Source organism: Vreelandella sp. GE22, assembly GCF_968212445.1.
The window spans coordinates 1,984,129-1,999,569 of sequence record NZ_OZ309110.1 but is presented as its reverse complement, the minus strand read 5'-3'; the positions used below and the strand labels follow the sequence as shown (position 1 = coordinate 1,999,569).

Annotated in this window: 15 protein-coding genes and 1 tRNA gene; 6 read left to right on the top strand and 10 right to left on the bottom strand. The window is 60.5% G+C overall.

Annotated features, from left to right (window positions below):
* Positions 1-47 precede the first annotated feature (47 nt).
* The 6 genes from ACWHRL_RS09580 to gloB are packed head-to-tail and all read right to left on the bottom strand — an operon-like array spanning position 48 to position 7,788.
* Positions 48-1,640 carry an ABC transporter ATP-binding protein gene (locus ACWHRL_RS09580; RefSeq protein ID WP_447893476.1) on the bottom strand — a complete coding sequence of 531 codons (1,593 nt, stop codon included), beginning with the start codon at positions 1,638-1,640 and terminating at the stop codon, positions 48-50.
* Positions 1,633-2,718 (bottom strand): ABC transporter permease, encoded by a 1,086-nt coding sequence (locus ACWHRL_RS09575; protein WP_447893475.1) that lies wholly within the window; start codon positions 2,716-2,718, stop codon positions 1,633-1,635. Before ACWHRL_RS09575 ends, ACWHRL_RS09580 begins: the two co-directional genes overlap by 8 nt.
* Positions 2,719-2,720: 2 nt before the next feature.
* Entirely contained in the window at positions 2,721-3,794 is a 1,074-nt protein-coding gene (locus ACWHRL_RS09570; protein WP_447893474.1) for a microcin C ABC transporter permease YejB, read from the bottom strand.
* Between the two features lie 29 nt (positions 3,795-3,823).
* Positions 3,824-5,719, bottom strand: a complete 1,896-nt coding sequence (locus ACWHRL_RS09565; RefSeq protein WP_447893473.1) for an extracellular solute-binding protein — start codon at positions 5,717-5,719, stop codon at positions 3,824-3,826.
* Between the two features lie 49 nt (positions 5,720-5,768).
* Positions 5,769-6,995, bottom strand: a complete 1,227-nt coding sequence (locus ACWHRL_RS09560) for a transglycosylase SLT domain-containing protein (RefSeq protein ID WP_447893472.1) — start codon at positions 6,993-6,995, stop codon at positions 5,769-5,771.
* A 25-nt stretch (positions 6,996-7,020) separates the two neighbouring features.
* The gene (gene gloB, locus ACWHRL_RS09555; RefSeq protein ID WP_447893471.1) at positions 7,021-7,788 is read right to left on the bottom strand and encodes a hydroxyacylglutathione hydrolase; all 768 of its coding nucleotides are present in this window, start codon (positions 7,786-7,788) and stop codon (positions 7,021-7,023) included.
* A gap of 97 nt (positions 7,789-7,885) precedes the next feature.
* On the opposite strand from gloB, the gene ACWHRL_RS09550 reads away from it, so the two are divergent.
* Genes ACWHRL_RS09550 through nudC form a run of 4 tightly spaced genes read left to right on the top strand, consistent with a single transcriptional unit; the run spans position 7,886 to position 10,646 of the window.
* Positions 7,886-8,686: a class I SAM-dependent methyltransferase gene (locus ACWHRL_RS09550; RefSeq protein ID WP_447893470.1), complete on the top strand. Its 801-nt coding sequence runs from the start codon at positions 7,886-7,888 to the stop codon at positions 8,684-8,686.
* A complete protein-coding gene (gene rnhA, locus ACWHRL_RS09545) occupies positions 8,673-9,152 on the top strand; it encodes a ribonuclease HI (protein ID WP_447896161.1) in 480 nt (159 codons plus the stop codon). Before ACWHRL_RS09550 ends, rnhA begins: the two co-directional genes overlap by 14 nt.
* Positions 9,140-9,874: a DNA polymerase III subunit epsilon gene (dnaQ, locus tag ACWHRL_RS09540; protein ID WP_447528907.1), complete on the top strand. Its 735-nt coding sequence runs from the start codon at positions 9,140-9,142 to the stop codon at positions 9,872-9,874. The genes rnhA and dnaQ overlap by 13 nt, the downstream gene beginning before the upstream one ends.
* Positions 9,867-10,646, top strand: a complete 780-nt coding sequence (gene nudC / locus ACWHRL_RS09535) for an NAD(+) diphosphatase (protein ID WP_447893469.1) — start codon at positions 9,867-9,869, stop codon at positions 10,644-10,646. The genes dnaQ and nudC overlap by 8 nt, the downstream gene beginning before the upstream one ends.
* A 27-nt stretch (positions 10,647-10,673) precedes the next feature.
* On the opposite strand, the gene ACWHRL_RS09530 is transcribed toward nudC, so the two are convergent.
* Complete coding sequence (locus tag ACWHRL_RS09530) at positions 10,674-10,985, bottom strand: SCP2 sterol-binding domain-containing protein (RefSeq protein WP_447528905.1); 312 nt, start codon at positions 10,983-10,985, stop codon at positions 10,674-10,676.
* A gap of 181 nt (positions 10,986-11,166) precedes the next feature.
* On the opposite strand from ACWHRL_RS09530, the gene sohB reads away from it, so the two are divergent.
* Entirely contained in the window at positions 11,167-12,204 is a 1,038-nt protein-coding gene (sohB, locus tag ACWHRL_RS09525) for a protease SohB (RefSeq protein WP_447893468.1), read from the top strand.
* Positions 12,205-12,222: 18 nt separating this feature from the next.
* On the opposite strand, the gene ACWHRL_RS09520 is transcribed toward sohB, so the two are convergent.
* Complete coding sequence (locus ACWHRL_RS09520; protein WP_447528903.1) at positions 12,223-12,543, bottom strand: ArsR/SmtB family transcription factor; 321 nt, start codon at positions 12,541-12,543, stop codon at positions 12,223-12,225.
* 315 nt (positions 12,544-12,858) lie between these two features.
* On the opposite strand from ACWHRL_RS09520, the gene ACWHRL_RS09515 reads away from it, so the two are divergent.
* On the top strand, positions 12,859-14,772 hold the full coding sequence (locus tag ACWHRL_RS09515) for an AMP-binding protein (protein WP_447893467.1): 1,914 nt from the start codon (positions 12,859-12,861) through the stop codon (positions 14,770-14,772).
* 93 nt (positions 14,773-14,865) lie between these two features.
* Here ACWHRL_RS09515 and ACWHRL_RS09510 read toward each other — a convergent pair whose 3' ends face one another.
* Positions 14,866-14,940, bottom strand: coding sequence for a YHYH domain-containing protein (locus ACWHRL_RS09510; RefSeq protein WP_447530518.1), 75 nt, complete (start codon positions 14,938-14,940; stop codon positions 14,866-14,868).
* A gap of 362 nt (positions 14,941-15,302) precedes the next feature.
* A tRNA-Ser gene (locus ACWHRL_RS09505) sits at positions 15,303-15,393 on the bottom strand.
* Between the last annotated feature and the right edge of the window lie 48 nt (positions 15,394-15,441).

Below are 15,441 nucleotides of genomic sequence, written 5' to 3'. Positions count from 1 at the left end.
CTTAAATTTAGGGCTTGGTGCTATTCGTTAAGCAAACGACGAGAGGGTTATTCAGTAAAATGAGTGAGTTTGGCGGCCTCGATCAGCGCTTGGGTGTAGGGGTGGCGTGGCGCGGCGAGCACCTCGAGGCAGGGGCCTTGTTCGACTACCTCGCCCTCCTTGAGCACCATGACGCGGTGGGCCATGGCACGTACCACGGCCAGGTCGTGGCTGATGAACAGATAGCTTAGCTGGCGCCTGGCCTGTAGCTCGCGCAGAAGAGTGATCAACTGCTTTTGTACCGTACGGTCGAGCGCCGAGGTGGGCTCGTCGAGCACTAAAAGCTCGGGCTCGAGGATGATGGCTCGGGCCACCGCGATACGCTGGCGCTGGCCACCGGAGAACTCGTGGGGGTAGCGGGCCGCGCAGCTCTCGGGCAGGCCCACCTCCTCAAGGGTTTGGTGAACGCGAGCGGTGACCTCTGACTGGCTAAGCTCGGGGTGATGAAAGCGCAGCCCTTCGCTGACGATATCGAACACCGGCATGCGCGGTGACAGCGCCCCGTAAGGGTCCTGAAACACCATTTGCAGCCGGCGGCGCTGGCGCCGCAAGGCGTTGCCGCTCAGGGTGTCGAGCCGGGTATCGCCCAGTGCGATCTCGCCTTGGCTTGGCACCAGGCGCAGGATGGCCGAGGCGAGCGTTGTCTTGCCCGAGCCCGACTCGCCCACGATGCCCAGCGTCTCGCCGGGCGCGATGCTCAGATCTGTCGCCTTAACTGCTTCAAAAGCGGGCCGTTTGCGCTGGAAAAGCCCGGTGGCGGGGCGGGCGAAGCTTACCTTGAGCTGGCGCGCGCTTAAAAGCGGCGTCGTGTTGGCGATGGCCGCCGGCCGGCCAGCGGGTTCGGCGTCAATCAGCGCCCTTGTGTAATCGCTTTGCGGGCGCTCAAATACGTTGGCCACCGTGCCGGTCTCCTGGATGCGCCCATCCTTCATCACACAAACTCGGTCAGCGAAGCTGCGTACCAGGTTCAGGTCGTGGCTAATGAACAGCATCCCCATACCGTATTCGTCGCGCAGTGCCTTTAGTAGGGCGAGGATCTCCTGCTGTACGGTGACATCCAGCGCGGTGGTCGGCTCGTCGGCAATCAATAGCGCCGGGTTGTTGGCGATCGCCATGGCGATCATCACCCGCTGGCGCTGCCCGCCGGAGAGCTGATGCGGCCATACTTCCAAAAGCTCTTCGGCCCGGGGTAGCTTGACCTGTTCGAGAAGCGCCTTCGCGCGGCGCCGGGCAGCCTGGCCCCGAAGGCCTTGGTGCAGGCGCAGGGTTTCGCCAAGCTGTTTGCCGATGCGGTGCAGCGGGTTTAGTGAGGTCATGGGCTCCTGGAACACGAAGCCGATGCGATTGCCGCGGATGGCGTTCCACTGGCGCGGGCCTTGCTTTGCCAAATCCGTTGCTTCCAGCCAGCGCCCGCCGCTCACTCTGGCGTTTGCGGGCAGCAGGCCAAGCGCGCCCAGCGCCGACACCGACTTACCCGAGCCGGATTCACCCACGACCGCAAGCGTCTCACCCCGGTCGACGCTAAGCGAGAGGCCGTCCACCACCGGCTGACCATCGAAGGCCACGGTGAAGTTTTCGAGGCAAAAAAGCGGGTCAGGCATGTTGAGCTCCCGATGCGGGCGTGGCGCTATGGCTTACGTGGCGGGGGTCGAAGGCGTCGCGCAGCCCCTCGCCGATGAACACGAGCAGCGAGAGCATGACCGCCAGCGTCATGAACGCGGTGATGCCCAGCCAGGGAGCGTGCAGATTGTTCTTGCCCTGGGCGGCCAGTTCGCCAAGCGACGGCGCGCCCGGGGGCAGGCCAAAGCCGAGAAAATCGAGCGCGGTGAGCGTGCCGATGGCGCCGGTAAACAGAAACGGGATGAAGGTGAGGGTGGCGACCATGGCGTTGGGCAATACGTGGCGCCACATGATCAACCTGGAAGGCAGCCCCATGGCTTTCGCCGCGCGCACGTACTCCAGGTTACGCGCGCGCAGAAACTCGGCGCGCACGATATCGACCAGTCCCAACCAGGAGAAAAGCAGCATGATGCCCAACAGCCACCAAAAACCCGGCTGCACGAAACTGGCGAGAATGATCAGCAAGAACAGCACCGGAAGCCCGGACCATATCTCGGTGAGGCGCTGGCCAATCAAGTCGACCTTGCCGCCGAAATAGCCTTGTACGCCGCCGGCCAGCACCCCCATGACGATCGAGCCGGTGGTCAGCACCAGCGCAAAGGCGACAGAGAGGCGAAAGCCGTAGATGACCCGCGCCAGTACGTCGCGCCCCTGGTCGTCGGTGCCCAGCCAATGGCGGCTATCCGGCGGCGCTGGAGAGGGCCGGGTCATCTGCATATCCAGGGTTTGGTAAGAGAACGGGATCATGGGCCATAGCGCCCAGCCGTTTGCCTGGATTTGCCCTTGAATGAACGGGTCGAGGTAGTCGGTGCGCGTGGGCAGAAAGCCGCCGAATTCGGTTTCCGGGTAGTCCACCAAAAGCGGCGCATACCACTGGCCTTCATATTTCAGCATCAGCGGCTTGTCGTTGGCGACCAGCTCGGCGGCCAGGCTCAAAATGAACAGCACGCCGAACACCCAAAGCGACAGCCGGGCGCGGCGGTTGGCCTTGAACGCCGCGATGCGGCGCCGGGTAATGGGGGACAGCCGGGAAGAGCGCGGGGAGGAGGGCGTGGCCATCGTTACGCCTCCCTCGTGGCGAAGTCGATGCGGGGGTCGACCCACATGTAGGTTAAATCAGAGACCAGCTTGAGGATCAGCCCGATGACGGTGTACAGAAAAAGCGTGCCAAAAATCACCGGGTAGTCGCGCTGCATGACCGCTTCGAAACCCAAAAGACCCAGCCCATCGAGGGAGAAGATCACCTCGATCAGCAGCGCGCCGGTAAAGAAGATACCGATCACCGCTGATGGCAGCCCGGCAATGATGATCAGCATGGCGTTGCGAAACACGTGGCCATAGAGAATACGGCGCTCATCCGCGCCCTTGGCACGGGCGGTGAGCACGTACTGCTTGTGAATCTCGTCCAAAAAACTGTTTTTGGTCAGCATGGTGAGTGTGGCGAAGCTGCCGATGGCCGCGGCGGCGACGGGCAGGGTGATATGCCAGAAGTAATCTTTCACCTTGCCCCAGAGGGAGAGGTCATCGAAGTTGGGCGAGGTGAGACCCCTGAGCGGAAACCAGTCCAGGTAGCTGCCGCCGGCAAAGATCACGATCAGCACGATAGCGAACAGAAAGCCCGGGATCGCATAGCCTACGATCACCAGCCCCGAGCTCCATACATCGAAGCGGGAGCCGTGATGCAACGCCTTGCGAATGCCCAGCGGAATCGACACCAGATAAACCAGCAACGTCGCCCAAAGGCCTAGTGAAATCGAGACCGGCAGGCGCTCGACCATCAGGTCGATGACCGGGCGGTCGCGAAAGAAGCTGGTGCCGAAATCAAGACGAAGGTAGTCCGTCATCATGGTAAGAAAGCGCTCGTGAGCCGGCTTATCGAAGCCGAACTGCTGCTCGAGTTGCTCGATGAAGCGCGGATCGATACCCCGCGCCCCTCGCGAGTCGTCATTGACCTGGACGTCGGCGCCACCCATGTCCAGGCGCGTGCTGGCCATGGCGTCGGCGCCTTCGAAGCGCGCTAGCATCTGGTCGATGGGCCCGCCGGGGGCGGCCTGAACGATCATGAAGTTGAGTAGCATGATCCCCAGCAGGGTGGGAATCATCAAAAGTAGTCGGCGTAGAGTGTAGCGGGCCACGGTGCGCTCCTGGGATGATCGAAAAAGCCCTAACGGCGCCTTTCAAGGCTGGCTTCCCGGTCGGGGTCCACCCACCAGGCGTCGAGGTCCATGGCGTAAGCGGGGAACGGCTCCGGGTAGCCAAACTTGTCCCACACGGCGATGCGGGTTTCGCCAGAGTGGTAGTGGGGTATGGCGTAAAAGCCCCAGCGCAGCACACGGTCGAGCGCCCGGGTGGCCACATCGAGCTCTTCCCGGTCCTCGGCGCTAATGATGTGCTCGACCAGATCGTCGACTGCCGGGTGGGCAAGCCCCATACGGTTACGACTTTGAGGCGCCTCGGCGGCGGCGCTGGTGAAGAAGTCGCGCTGCTCGTTGCCGGGGTTGTTCGACTGGGGGTAGTGGGTGGTCACGATATCGTAATCGAAGTTGCGCACTCGGTTCAGGTACTGGTTGATATCGACGATGCGCATGGAAGTGTCGACGCCCAGGCGCGCCATGTTTCTAAGCATCGGCTGTACCACGCGTTCGAGCGCCGCGTCGTACATCAATACCTCGAGGCGAAGCGGCTGGCCGGTTTCGCCGTGAACCAGCTCGCCGTCTTCGATTTCGTAACCGGCCTCTTGCAAGAGCCCAAGGGCACGGCGCAGGCGCTCACGCAGCGCCGTGGGCTGCTCCATAGGGAGCGATTCGGTGAACAGACGCTCCGAGCGATGCGAGGAGAGCAACTCTTCACGGTGCGGTTCCAAAAGCGCAAGCTCGGCCTCGGAAGGCGGGCCTACGGCTTCCATTTCCGAGTTCTGGAAGTAGCTTTCGGTACGCTGGTAGTTATCGTAAAAAATGTTGGTGTTGAGCCAGGCAAAGTCGAAGGTGAGGCTTAGCGCCTCGCGCACCCGTGGGTCCTGAAACTTCTCTTTATTCAAGTTGAAGACGAACGCCTGCATGAGCGCCGGGTTGACGTCGGGTACGGTAATGCGCTCGATCAACCCTTCGCGGAAGGCGGGAAAGTCGTAGCCGATCGCCCAGGTAGCGGCGCGCGCGTCTTCGCGAAAATCGACGAGCCCCGCCTTGAATGCCTCCCAGGCGATATCCCGGTCGCGGTAGTAGTCGTAAACGATCCGCTCGATGTTGTAGCGCCCGATATTGACCGGCAGGTCCTTGCCCCAGTAGTTTTCGTCGCGCTCGAAGACGATCCGCCTACCCGGGTCCACCTCGCCGATGCGGTAGGGCCCGGAGCCCGGGTGAGCGGTCAGTGTCGGCGCAGTAAAATCCCGCGGCTCCCAGTAGTGGCGCGGTAGAATCGGCAGTTGCGCAACGATCAACGGCAGTTCTCGCGAGGTGGTGTCGCTGAACTCGAAACGCACCTGGTGCTCGCTTTGGGCGATGACCTGGGAGACACCGGCGTAGTAGCTGGCGAAAAACGGGTTACCCTCTTCGCGTAGTAAATCAAAGGAAAACACCACGTCGTAGGCGGTCACGGGTTCGCCGTCTTGAAAGCGTGCCTCCGGGCGAAGGTCGAACTCGATCCACTCCCGGTCCGGGTCCAGGCGTACGCCTTCGGCCAATAGCCCGTAGAGGCTGAACGGCTCATTGGGGTTGGTCACCATCAGCGTGTCGTAAATCTTCGTGCTCACCCCGGTGGCGGGGGTGCCGCGAATAATGAAGGGGTTGGTCGAATCGAAGCTCGAGCCGACGGCGGTATGAATGATGCTACCGCCCTTGGGCGCCTGAGGGTTCACATGGGGGAAGTAAGCGAAGCCTTCATCGAGCGCCGGGGTGTCGTAGAGCGACAGCGCGTGAACGGTTTCGACCGGCGCACTCGAGGGCGGCTCGGAAAGCGCCATCGCGGCGCTTTTATCATCGGCCAGCGCCGCCAAAGGCGCAGCGCTGGCCGCCATTAGCAGTAGGGCGCAAAGAGCTTTGACACATCGCACACCGCTTCGCATCGAGGACGTCCTGTTGTCGCGTTGAACCGTGACCGAAAAACGACGCCCTCTACCGCGCAGAGAGCGCCAGCAGCTGGCCGGTCTCCAGGGCATTCGGCCGCTCGAGGGAATTCCAGCGTATCAGGTCGCTTTGGTCGACATTATAGCGCGCGGCGATAGCGGATAGGCTATCACCACTTTCAACGCGATGAACCGCTGGGGTCTGGGTCGAGGCGAGCATGCTCGAACCATTTTGAGAAAGCTCGGCGATGAGCTCACTGTCCGCCGATTCCGGCACCAGCAGCGTTTGCGCACTTTGCGGCCCCGCCTGGGCGGCGAGTAGGCCGGGATTGAGCTCGGCCAGGCGCTGCTGACTGACATCCAGAAGTGTCGAAGCCTGGGCCAGGCTGAGCGGCTGTGCGAGCTGCACCTTGGCAAAAGCGGGTGAGGCATGAATCTTGGGCAGCTCGACGCCGTAAAATTCCGGGTCCTGAATGATAGCCGAAATGGCCTTGAGCTTGGGCACGTACTGCAGGGTTTCCGAGGGCAAGCTGAGATCCCAGTAGCTGCCTTCGAGCCCCTGGCCCTGGGCCCGGCGCACCGCCTTGTTGACCGTACCGGCGCCGGCATTATAGGCGGCCAGCGAAAGCATCATGTCGCCTGCGTACCACTGCTCTGCCTGGGACTCCAGGTAGTCGAGGGCGGCCTGGGTCGAGGTCAGAACGTCGAGCCGGCCATCGTAGCGGTTGTTGCGCACAAGCCCCAGCGCGTCGCCGGTACGCGGCATGAATTGCCAAAGCCCCGCCGCGCCCATATGGCTTTTGGCGCTAGGGTCGAAGGAGCTCTCCACGAAAGGGATTAGCGCGATTTCGCCGGGTAGATCGCGCGCGCTGACCTGTTCGGTGATCCAGGCAAGCCAGGGAGTAGCGCGGCGCGTGATCTCGACGATGTTTTCCGGCCGGGCGCGGTAGTACTCGATCCACTGATCGACTCTAGCCTGGGCATCGGGGGCAAGCGCTTTATCCTGCCACTGAAACGCGTCGCGTAGTGTTTTCCATACGCTTTGGGGCTCAAGGGCCAGGGAATCCCAGAAGTGGGCGTGGTAGGCGTCGAGCTTTGACGCGGATGCTTGCTGGCCCCCGGACGCTGGCAGTGTGTTGGGCGCGGGTGCAGAGGTAAAGACACCAGAACGATTGGCGGAGGCTTCGGAGTTGGCCGCCGTGGCCATTAAAAGGCCCATAATAACGGTGCTGCCAGCGCTTAGTAAAAAGCGCTGGCGAATGGTGCGATAAGTCATAGAGCGTCTTTTCTGGGTAAAGGCTTTAGAAACGGTTTTTCCACTCGCGCAACGTCGTAAACGTTGCGAGGTCGTCACCATTTGGGCCTTGGGCCCCTGCGGCTTGGCGCACGCTGTCGGTGGCCACGCGTAAATAGGGATTGATGGTCAACTCGCGCCCGATGTTGCTGGGCAGGGTGGGGCGGTCCATCGCACGTGCTTTCTCGCACTCCTCCAGTACCTGGGGGATCGCGTCATTGTCCGGGTCGGCTTGCCGCGCAAATATCAGGTTGGCCTGGGTGTACTCATGACCGGCAAACACCAGCGTATCTTCGGGAAGCTTTGCCAGTGCGTCGAGTGAGGCCAACATCTGCTCCGGCTCGCCTTCGAAAAGTCGCCCGCAGCCGGCACAAAAGAGCGTATCACCGCAAAACAGCAGTGCCGGAATGCCCGCCGCGAAGTAGCTGATGTGGTCCAGGGTGTGACCGGGGGTCGCGATGACTTCGAAAAGCCGGCCCATCACGCGCAGCTCGTCGCCGTGGCCCACCGTCTCATCGAGGCTTTCGATGGACGAGCCTGAAGGGCCGATCACGTGGCAGGCGTAGCGCCTTTTGAGCTCTTTCACCCCGCCGGTGTGGTCGTGATGATGATGCGTAATCAAAATGGTGGCCAAGCTAAGGCCTTCGCGCTCCAAAAGCTCGATGACCGGGGCTGCTTCACCGGGGTCCACCACGCAAACGTTTTGGCTAGTATCCTGGCGCAGCAACCAAATATAGTTGTCGCTAAGGGCAGGAATCGGTGTCACGCTCATCATGGGCGAGATCCTTTAACGTTCAAATTACACGGCTGCGTGTGCAAGAATACACGCACCACCGTGAAAAAAGTCGCTACTGTGGAGGCAAGCGCATTTCATGTCAAATTCCTCGATGGCCCCCGAGCTTGCCAAACGGCTGACCCAAAGCCAAGTCTATTGGGAAACCCCGGCCGGGCGTTCGCTTTGGGATGTGCAGCGTGCTTGCCTCGGCCCTGTGGTAGAAAATCGCCATGGCCAGCACTGCCTGGAGATGAGCATGGGGCGCTCGCTGATGTCGCTATCCCGTATTCCCCATCGTATCCGCTGGGCGCCTACCCTGGCCCTTGCCGAATCCTCCGCGACCCTGGTCTGCCCGCCGGACAGCCTTTCGCTGCCCGACCGCTGCCTTGACACCGTGGTCATCCACCATTGGCTCGAGCAGTTGCCGGACCCCCACTTTACCCTTAAGGAGGCGGCCCGGGTCACTAACGACCATGGCGTGCTGGTGCTATTCGGTTTTAACCCGCTCAGCATGAGCGGGCTTTTAAAACGCCGCCACGGTGGGGATGCGGCGTTTCCCTTCAGTGGTGACTGGCATAGCGTCAACCGCCTGCGCGATTGGCTGGCGTTTGTCGACTTCGAGGTGAAGCGCGTAGACTACTGCTGTTTTCGTGGTCGTATCAACGCCCCTTGCGGCGAGCGCTGGGAAGCCTGGGGGCGGCGCCACAACCTGCCACTTGGGCAAAGCTACATGATCCAGGCGTGTCGGCGCGAGCGCGGCGCCCCCATCGAGCGGGTCAAGTTCAAGCTGCCTGCCAAGGCGTCATCTATGCCGTTGGGGGCCTCGCGCAACCGGGCGTATTTAGAAGAACCGGCCAAATCGTCATCCCGTATTGCAAAGGAAAATCAGCGTGAGTGAGCAAGACAGTCAGCCCCGGGTCGTGGTCTACACCGACGGCGCCTGCCGAGGAAATCCAGGCCCCGGGGGCTGGGGGGCAGTGCTCGCAAGCGGGCCACACGAGAAAACCCTCAAAGGGTTTGAAGCGCAAACCACCAACAACCGTATGGAGCTGATGGCCGCTATCATGGCGCTGCGCGCGCTGAATACCGCCTGTGCCGTCGAGCTTTGGACCGACTCCCAATACGTGCGCCAAGGCATTACCCAGTGGATCCATAACTGGGTCAAGCGGGGTTGGAAAACCGCAGCCAAACAGCCGGTCAAAAACGCCGAACTTTGGAAAACCCTGCACGAGGAAACCAGGCGCCACACGGTCGAGTGGCACTGGGTCAAAGGGCACAGTGGCCACCCTGGCAACGAAAAAGCCGATGCCTTGGCCAACGAAGCCATCGATGATCACCAAAGGAGCACGCCATGCGCCAAATAATTCTCGATACCGAGACGACGGGCATCGAAACCCGGGATGGGCACCGCATGGTTGAAATCGGTGCCGTCGAGATGATCAACCGGCGCTTTACCGGGCGGACCTACCATCAGTACATCAACCCGGAACGGCATATCGATGCCGAGGTCGTCGCCGTTCACGGTATCGACGACGCGAAAGTCGCCAACGAGCCGGTCTTTGCCGACATCGCCGACGCGTTCTGGGACTTTATTGTGGGCGCGGAGCTGGTCATCCATAACGCGCCTTTCGATGTGGGCTTTATCGACCACGAGCTGAACCTGGCCAATAAGCGCCGTCAAAAACCGCTGGGCCCGGTGAGCGAGCACTGCCGTGTGCTGGATACGCTAACCATGGCGCGCCAGATGCACCCGGGCCAGCGCAACAGCCTGGATGCGCTTTGCAAGCGCTACGATATCGACAACGGTCACCGGGTGCTTCACGGCGCCTTGCTGGACGCCGAGATTCTGGCCGATGTCTACCTGGCGATGACCGGCGGCCAGACCGCGCTGACCCTCGATGCGGAGAGTTCCAGCGAGCGTGAGGAGAAAAGCGAGGCAAGCGAAGGTCTTTCGGTCCAGCGGTTGACCCTGACGCCGGGCCAGCTTCGGGTGATCCAGCCAAGCGACGATGAAGAAGCGGCGCACACCGCCAAGTGTCAGGCGCATGATCTGCGCTGGTTGGAGGGCGCCGCTCACGATGCTTAAAAGGGAAATTCCCAAAAACGAGGCGGCGGGGCGGGTCGTGCGTATCGCCCGCGGACGGCTCGCGCCGGGCGTGAACACTCCCGAGGGTGCGCCAACGCCGCTGCAGCCTTTTCAGCCCTGGACACCGGCCATGCAGCCGCTTTGCTATTGGCAGGACGAGCCGGTGGCGCTCTCGATCGAAGCTGCGCCCGAGGCGCACTGGGTGGAGGGGCGTCACTGGCTCGAGCATTTGCCCGAAAGCTGGTTCAGCCTGCTTTCGACGGCGCTACAGGTTAGTGCCTGGCTTGAGAATCACCGCTTCTGCGGGCGCTGCGGCGCCGAGGCTACCCAACTGGGTGCCGAGTTCGCTATGCATTGCGATGCTTGTGGGCACCGCAACTATCCGCGTATCTCGCCCTGCATCATTACCCTGGTCACTCGGGGCGAAGCGATGCTGCTGGCGCGTAGCCCGCGCTTTCCTCCCGGGCGCTACTCGACGCTGGCCGGGTTTATCGAGCCGGGTGAGTCCGCCGAGGAGGCGGTGCACCGTGAGGTGTTCGAGGAGGTGGGCGTGCATATCGACAATCTTCGCTACCACAAGAGCCAAGCGTGGCCGTTTCCGCATTCGCTGATGCTTGGCTACTTTGCCGAGGCGACCACCCGGCGGATTCACATCGATGGCGTCGAAATCAGCGATGCGGCCTGGTTTTCACCCCGCAAGCCGCCGGCGCTGCCGCCGGCCTACTCTATCTCTCGGGAGCTGATCGAGACGCACTTGGCCAAATTCCGCTAGAGGCCAAAGCGCGCTTGCTTAATGCGCTTATTTACCGGGGAACAGGCTGGTCAATTTGGTGGCCAGCATGACGTTACCGGTCGCCTTGAGTTTGCCGGTCATGAAAGCGGTCATACCGTTGACTTCGCCGTTCATGATGCCGCGCAGCGTATCGGTGCTGGTGGAAATCGTGACGGAGGGGTCGTCGTGCTCACCCTCGTGAACGCCCAGGGTGCCGTCTTGCACGTGCAGATAATGGCTCTGCTCGTCGGAGAAATGGAACTGAAAGACTTCATCCATTCCCCGGGCCGCTTCCGGGTCGAAGCGGGACTCAAGCTTTTCAAAAGTGGTAGAGGACATCGAGTGTTTCCTATGACGAGTTTATTTAAAGGCAAACGCTACGTGAGCGCGATAAGATGCGAGTCAACCATAAGCTCGCGAAGAGCCTATTTAAAGCATTGGATTTTATCAAGCAAGCGATTCCCTGATCTTCACTCGGCGGTGGTCGGGTTCGGGGATTCAACATCGAAGGAGAGCGCAGTTGAGTGAGTGGATGACTGAAATAGGCACTTTCCTTGTGCAGAGCGTTATTTTAACCCTGCTGCTAATGGTGGCCGGCTTTATACTTTTGCGTAGTAAACGCGGCGGCGAGCACCGTATGACGCTGCACGTAGAGTCATTGAACGAGCAGCGCCGCGCGCGCAACCGGCGTCTCAAGGTTAGCGCGACCGCCCAGGGCGCGCGTAAAAAGCTCGTTAAACACCTTCGCCGTGAGGAGAAAGAGCGCCAGAAGTCCGCTAAAAAGGCCGAGGGGCAGGCCGCGCGGGTATGGGTGCTCGATTTCAATGGCGATATCAAGGCGTCGCGTACGGAACAGTTTGCGCAAGAGGTTTCCGCGGTCATCGAGGTGGCAAGGGCCAACGATGAGGTGGTCGTTCGCCTGGAGTCCGGCGGCGGGCTGGTACACGCCTACGGGCTGGCCTCGGCACAGCTCGACCGGCTGCGCGAGGCCGGCCTTTTGACCACAGTGTGTATCGACAAGGTCGCCGCCAGCGGTGGCTACATGATGGCGTGTACCGCGAATCATATCAAAGCCGCGCCTTTCGCGGTCATCGGCTCGATCGGGGTCGTCGCCCAGGTGCCCAATATCCACCGCCTCTTAAAGCGTCACGATATCGATGTCGAGATGCTCACCGCCGGGCGTTACAAGCGTACATTGACCGTGCTGGGTGAAAACACCGAAGAGGGCCGGGCCAAGTTCATCGACGACCTGGAAAACACGCATAAGCTCTTCAAGGAGTACGTGGGTCGCCATCGCCCCGGTATGGATATCGAGCGTCTCGCCACCGGTGAAATCTGGTACGGCAGCCAAGCGCTCGAGCAGCACATGGTGGACAGCGTAGGCACCAGTGAAGCGTATCTGGTCGAACGTATGGCCCATGGGGATGTATTTAGCGTCAAACTCGAGCCGCCCAAAACCATCGGGCGGCGCGTGGGTGTGGCGGTATCGTCCGGGGTGGAGCAGGCAGTGACCAAAGCGCTGGGCGCTATCGAAGCGACTGGCTGGCACCGCCGGTAATTGACGCGAGAGGCGGCCTCAGGCCGCGTAATGAAGCGCCAGGGCGGACAGGACAGCCTTGGCGCTTTCGCTTTTAAGCGAGTAAAAAATGGTTTGCGACGACCGCCGGGTTTGCACCAGGTTATCGCGGCGCAGAATGGCCAGGTGTTGCGAAAGCGCGGACTGGCTCAAGACCAGCTGCTGATTGATCTGGGTGACCGATAGCTCTTTTTCGGTTAGCAGACAAAGTATTTGCAGGCGTTTCTCGTTAGCGAGCGCTTTGAGTAATAGCGTACCTGCTTCCAATGCATGACCTTCATGTTCGAGTAAACGAGACGCGGCGCTTGGGGAAGTAGACATGGTTTTCTCCTTGCCGAAACGATAGGTAGCTTTTTTATAGTTGTTCGATCATTCAATCGCGGCAGTCGTGGTTTTTTAATGGCTGAAACGGTCTAACGTTGAAATATTGTTGATCAATATTGGTTAATTTAGCGAAGCTTGTCCAAGCGGTCGTTTAACGATGAGTCAATGGTAAGGGCGGCGCCGGGCGCCGACCATAACGCTGGTTAAATGCGTAGCGGTTGGGTATTAGCCCATAGTGTAACGGTTCCGGCCGGTTTTTCTGGTTAAAGTGCCCCATAGCCTCGTTCGTCGACATAATAATGAGAAGCCACCATGCGCCGTTACCTCACCACCTACGCGTCCTCCGTACAATCCCCCGAGACGTTCTGGGCCGAACAGGCCAGGCGCGTGCCCTGGCACCACTTCCCGGACACCATTCTCTCTTTCGATGAGCAGCGTCACGCCCGCTGGTTCGAGGATGGCACGCTCAATATATGCCACGCCGCGCTCGATCATCACGTGGATGAAGGCCGTGGTGAGCAGCCTGCGCTTTACTGGGATTCGCCGGTGACCGCCACCAAACAGACGCTGACCTACCGCACGCTTCGCGACCGCGTTGCGCACTTTGCCGGCGGGCTGGAACGTTTGGGAGTGGCCAAAGGCGATCGGGTGGTGATCTATATGCCCATGGTCCCCGAGGCGGTCATCGCGATGTTGGCCTGCGCGCGACTGGGGGCCATTCACTCGGTCGTTTTCGGTGGGTTCGCTTCCCACGAGCTGGCGCTTCGCATCGAGGACGCCGAGCCCAAAGTGGTGATCGCCGCCTCCTGTGGTGTCGAGGTCGAGAGCGTACTGCCCTATAAGCCCATCGTTGACCGTGCCCTTGCCCAAAGCCGCTTCAAGCCCGATGCGTTGGTCGTGTTTCAGCGCGAAGCGCTACGCGCCGAGTTGAGCCAGGGCGAGTACGACTGGCAGGCGATCGAGGAGGGTGGCGCCTTTACCCAGTGCGTACCCGTCAGTGCGACGCATCCGCTCTATATTCTTTATACCTCAGGCACCACCGGTAAGCCCAAGGGCGTGGTACGCGACACCGGCGGCTACGCCGTGGCGCTTGCCTACTCCATGGACGCCATATACGACCTGGCCCCGGGGGAGGTGTGCTTTACCGCCTCGGACGTAGGCTGGGTAGTGGGCCACTCTTATATCGTGTACGCACCGCTTCTGCGCGGGTGTACCAGTGTACTTTACGAGGGCAAACCGGTGAAAACGCCGGATGCAGGCAGTTTTTGGCGCATAATCGACGAGTACCGCGTTAAAACCTTTTTCACCGCGCCCACCGCCTTTCGCGCTATCAAAAAAGAGGACCCGGAGGCGCTCGCGCTAAGCCGTTATACGCTCGATAGTCTCGAGTACGTGTTCGTGGCTGGCGAGCGCCTCGACCCACCCACCTTCCACTGGCTCAACGACATCCTCCAGGTGCCGGTCATCGACCACTGGTGGCAAACCGAAACCGGCTGGCCCATAGCCGCGAACCTGGCGGGAATCGAGCTGGCGCCTTGCAAGGCGGGATCCGCCACGTTCCCGGTGCCCGGCTTCAATGTCGAGATCATCGACCGTGAAGGCGCTTCTGCTGCGCCGATGCAGGAGGGAAGCGTGGTCATCAAACAGCCGCTTCCGCCGGGCTGTTTGACCGGCATTTGGCAAGACCCGCAACGCTTTCACAGCGCCTACATGGCAGCGTTTCCCGGCTACTACCTGACCGGCGACGGCGGCTACCAGGATGAAGACGGTTATCTTTTCATCATGGGGCGCACCGACGACGTCATCAACGTGGCCGGCCACCGGCTTTCGACCGGTGAAATGGAAGGATTGCTGGGCGGCCACCCGGCGGTCGCCGAGTGCGCGGTCATCGGTATTCACGACCAGCTAAAAGGCCAACTGCCGATCGGCCTGGTCATTCCCAAGGATGGCTTCAACGGCGATGAGGCAGCGCTGGAGGCCGAGCTCATTCAGCGAGTGCGTGACGCCATCGGCCCCGTGGCCTCTTTCAAGCAGGTACTCATCGTCAACCGGCTGCCCAAAACACGCTCGGGCAAGATCCTTCGCAAGCTCATGCGCACCATGGCCGACGGCAAACCCTTCACCGTTCCCTCGACCATCGATGATCCGACGAGTCTGGAGGATGTTCATACGGCCATGCTTGATAAAAGCGTGGGTACTGCTGAGCAGACTGGGCCGCTGGAGTAGGTTTTGGTTGATTGATCGACGTGTAAAAAAGACAAGCATTAACAGGAGCTCATGGAACTCCCGTTAATGAAAAGCCAAACTTTCGTTAGGTGCCTAATGGCAATGTCGCGTGCCTGCTTTGGTGTCGCGGTGGCACCCTTTGCTATCCGTACGTCCGCTATGCTCCATTACATCGGCAATGATAGTGGTGGTTGCTGCAGATACGCTGCTGACACTCAATAACATCCCAGCCATCATTAGTGCTGCTAAGGCTTTTTTCACTATTGATTCCTCATCTTTGTCAGCCCGTTGCCGACTTTCAGAGATTAGCACCGTTCGAGTCTGGGAATGATGACTTTAGTTGAAAACTTGCGCCTGACTTGGATGGAAAAGGAAAGCTTAAAGCAGCGTGTGGAAATTTCCCGGCCAGTACGAATGCTTCTTAAAGAAACTGGGATGCCCGCCGCTTTCTATCTTGATTGGTAGCTGTTCTTTAAGAACATGCAATAAAAAAAGGCCCCAGCTAGTTAGCTGAGGCCTTTTTCATGTAGTGGCGGAGGGACAGGGATTCGAACCCTGGATAGGCTATTAACCTATGCCGGTTTTCAAGACCGGTGCATTCAACCGCTCTGCCATCCCTCCGATGGGTGCGTATATTACCACCTTTCCCTTGGAAGTCAACGCCTTTGG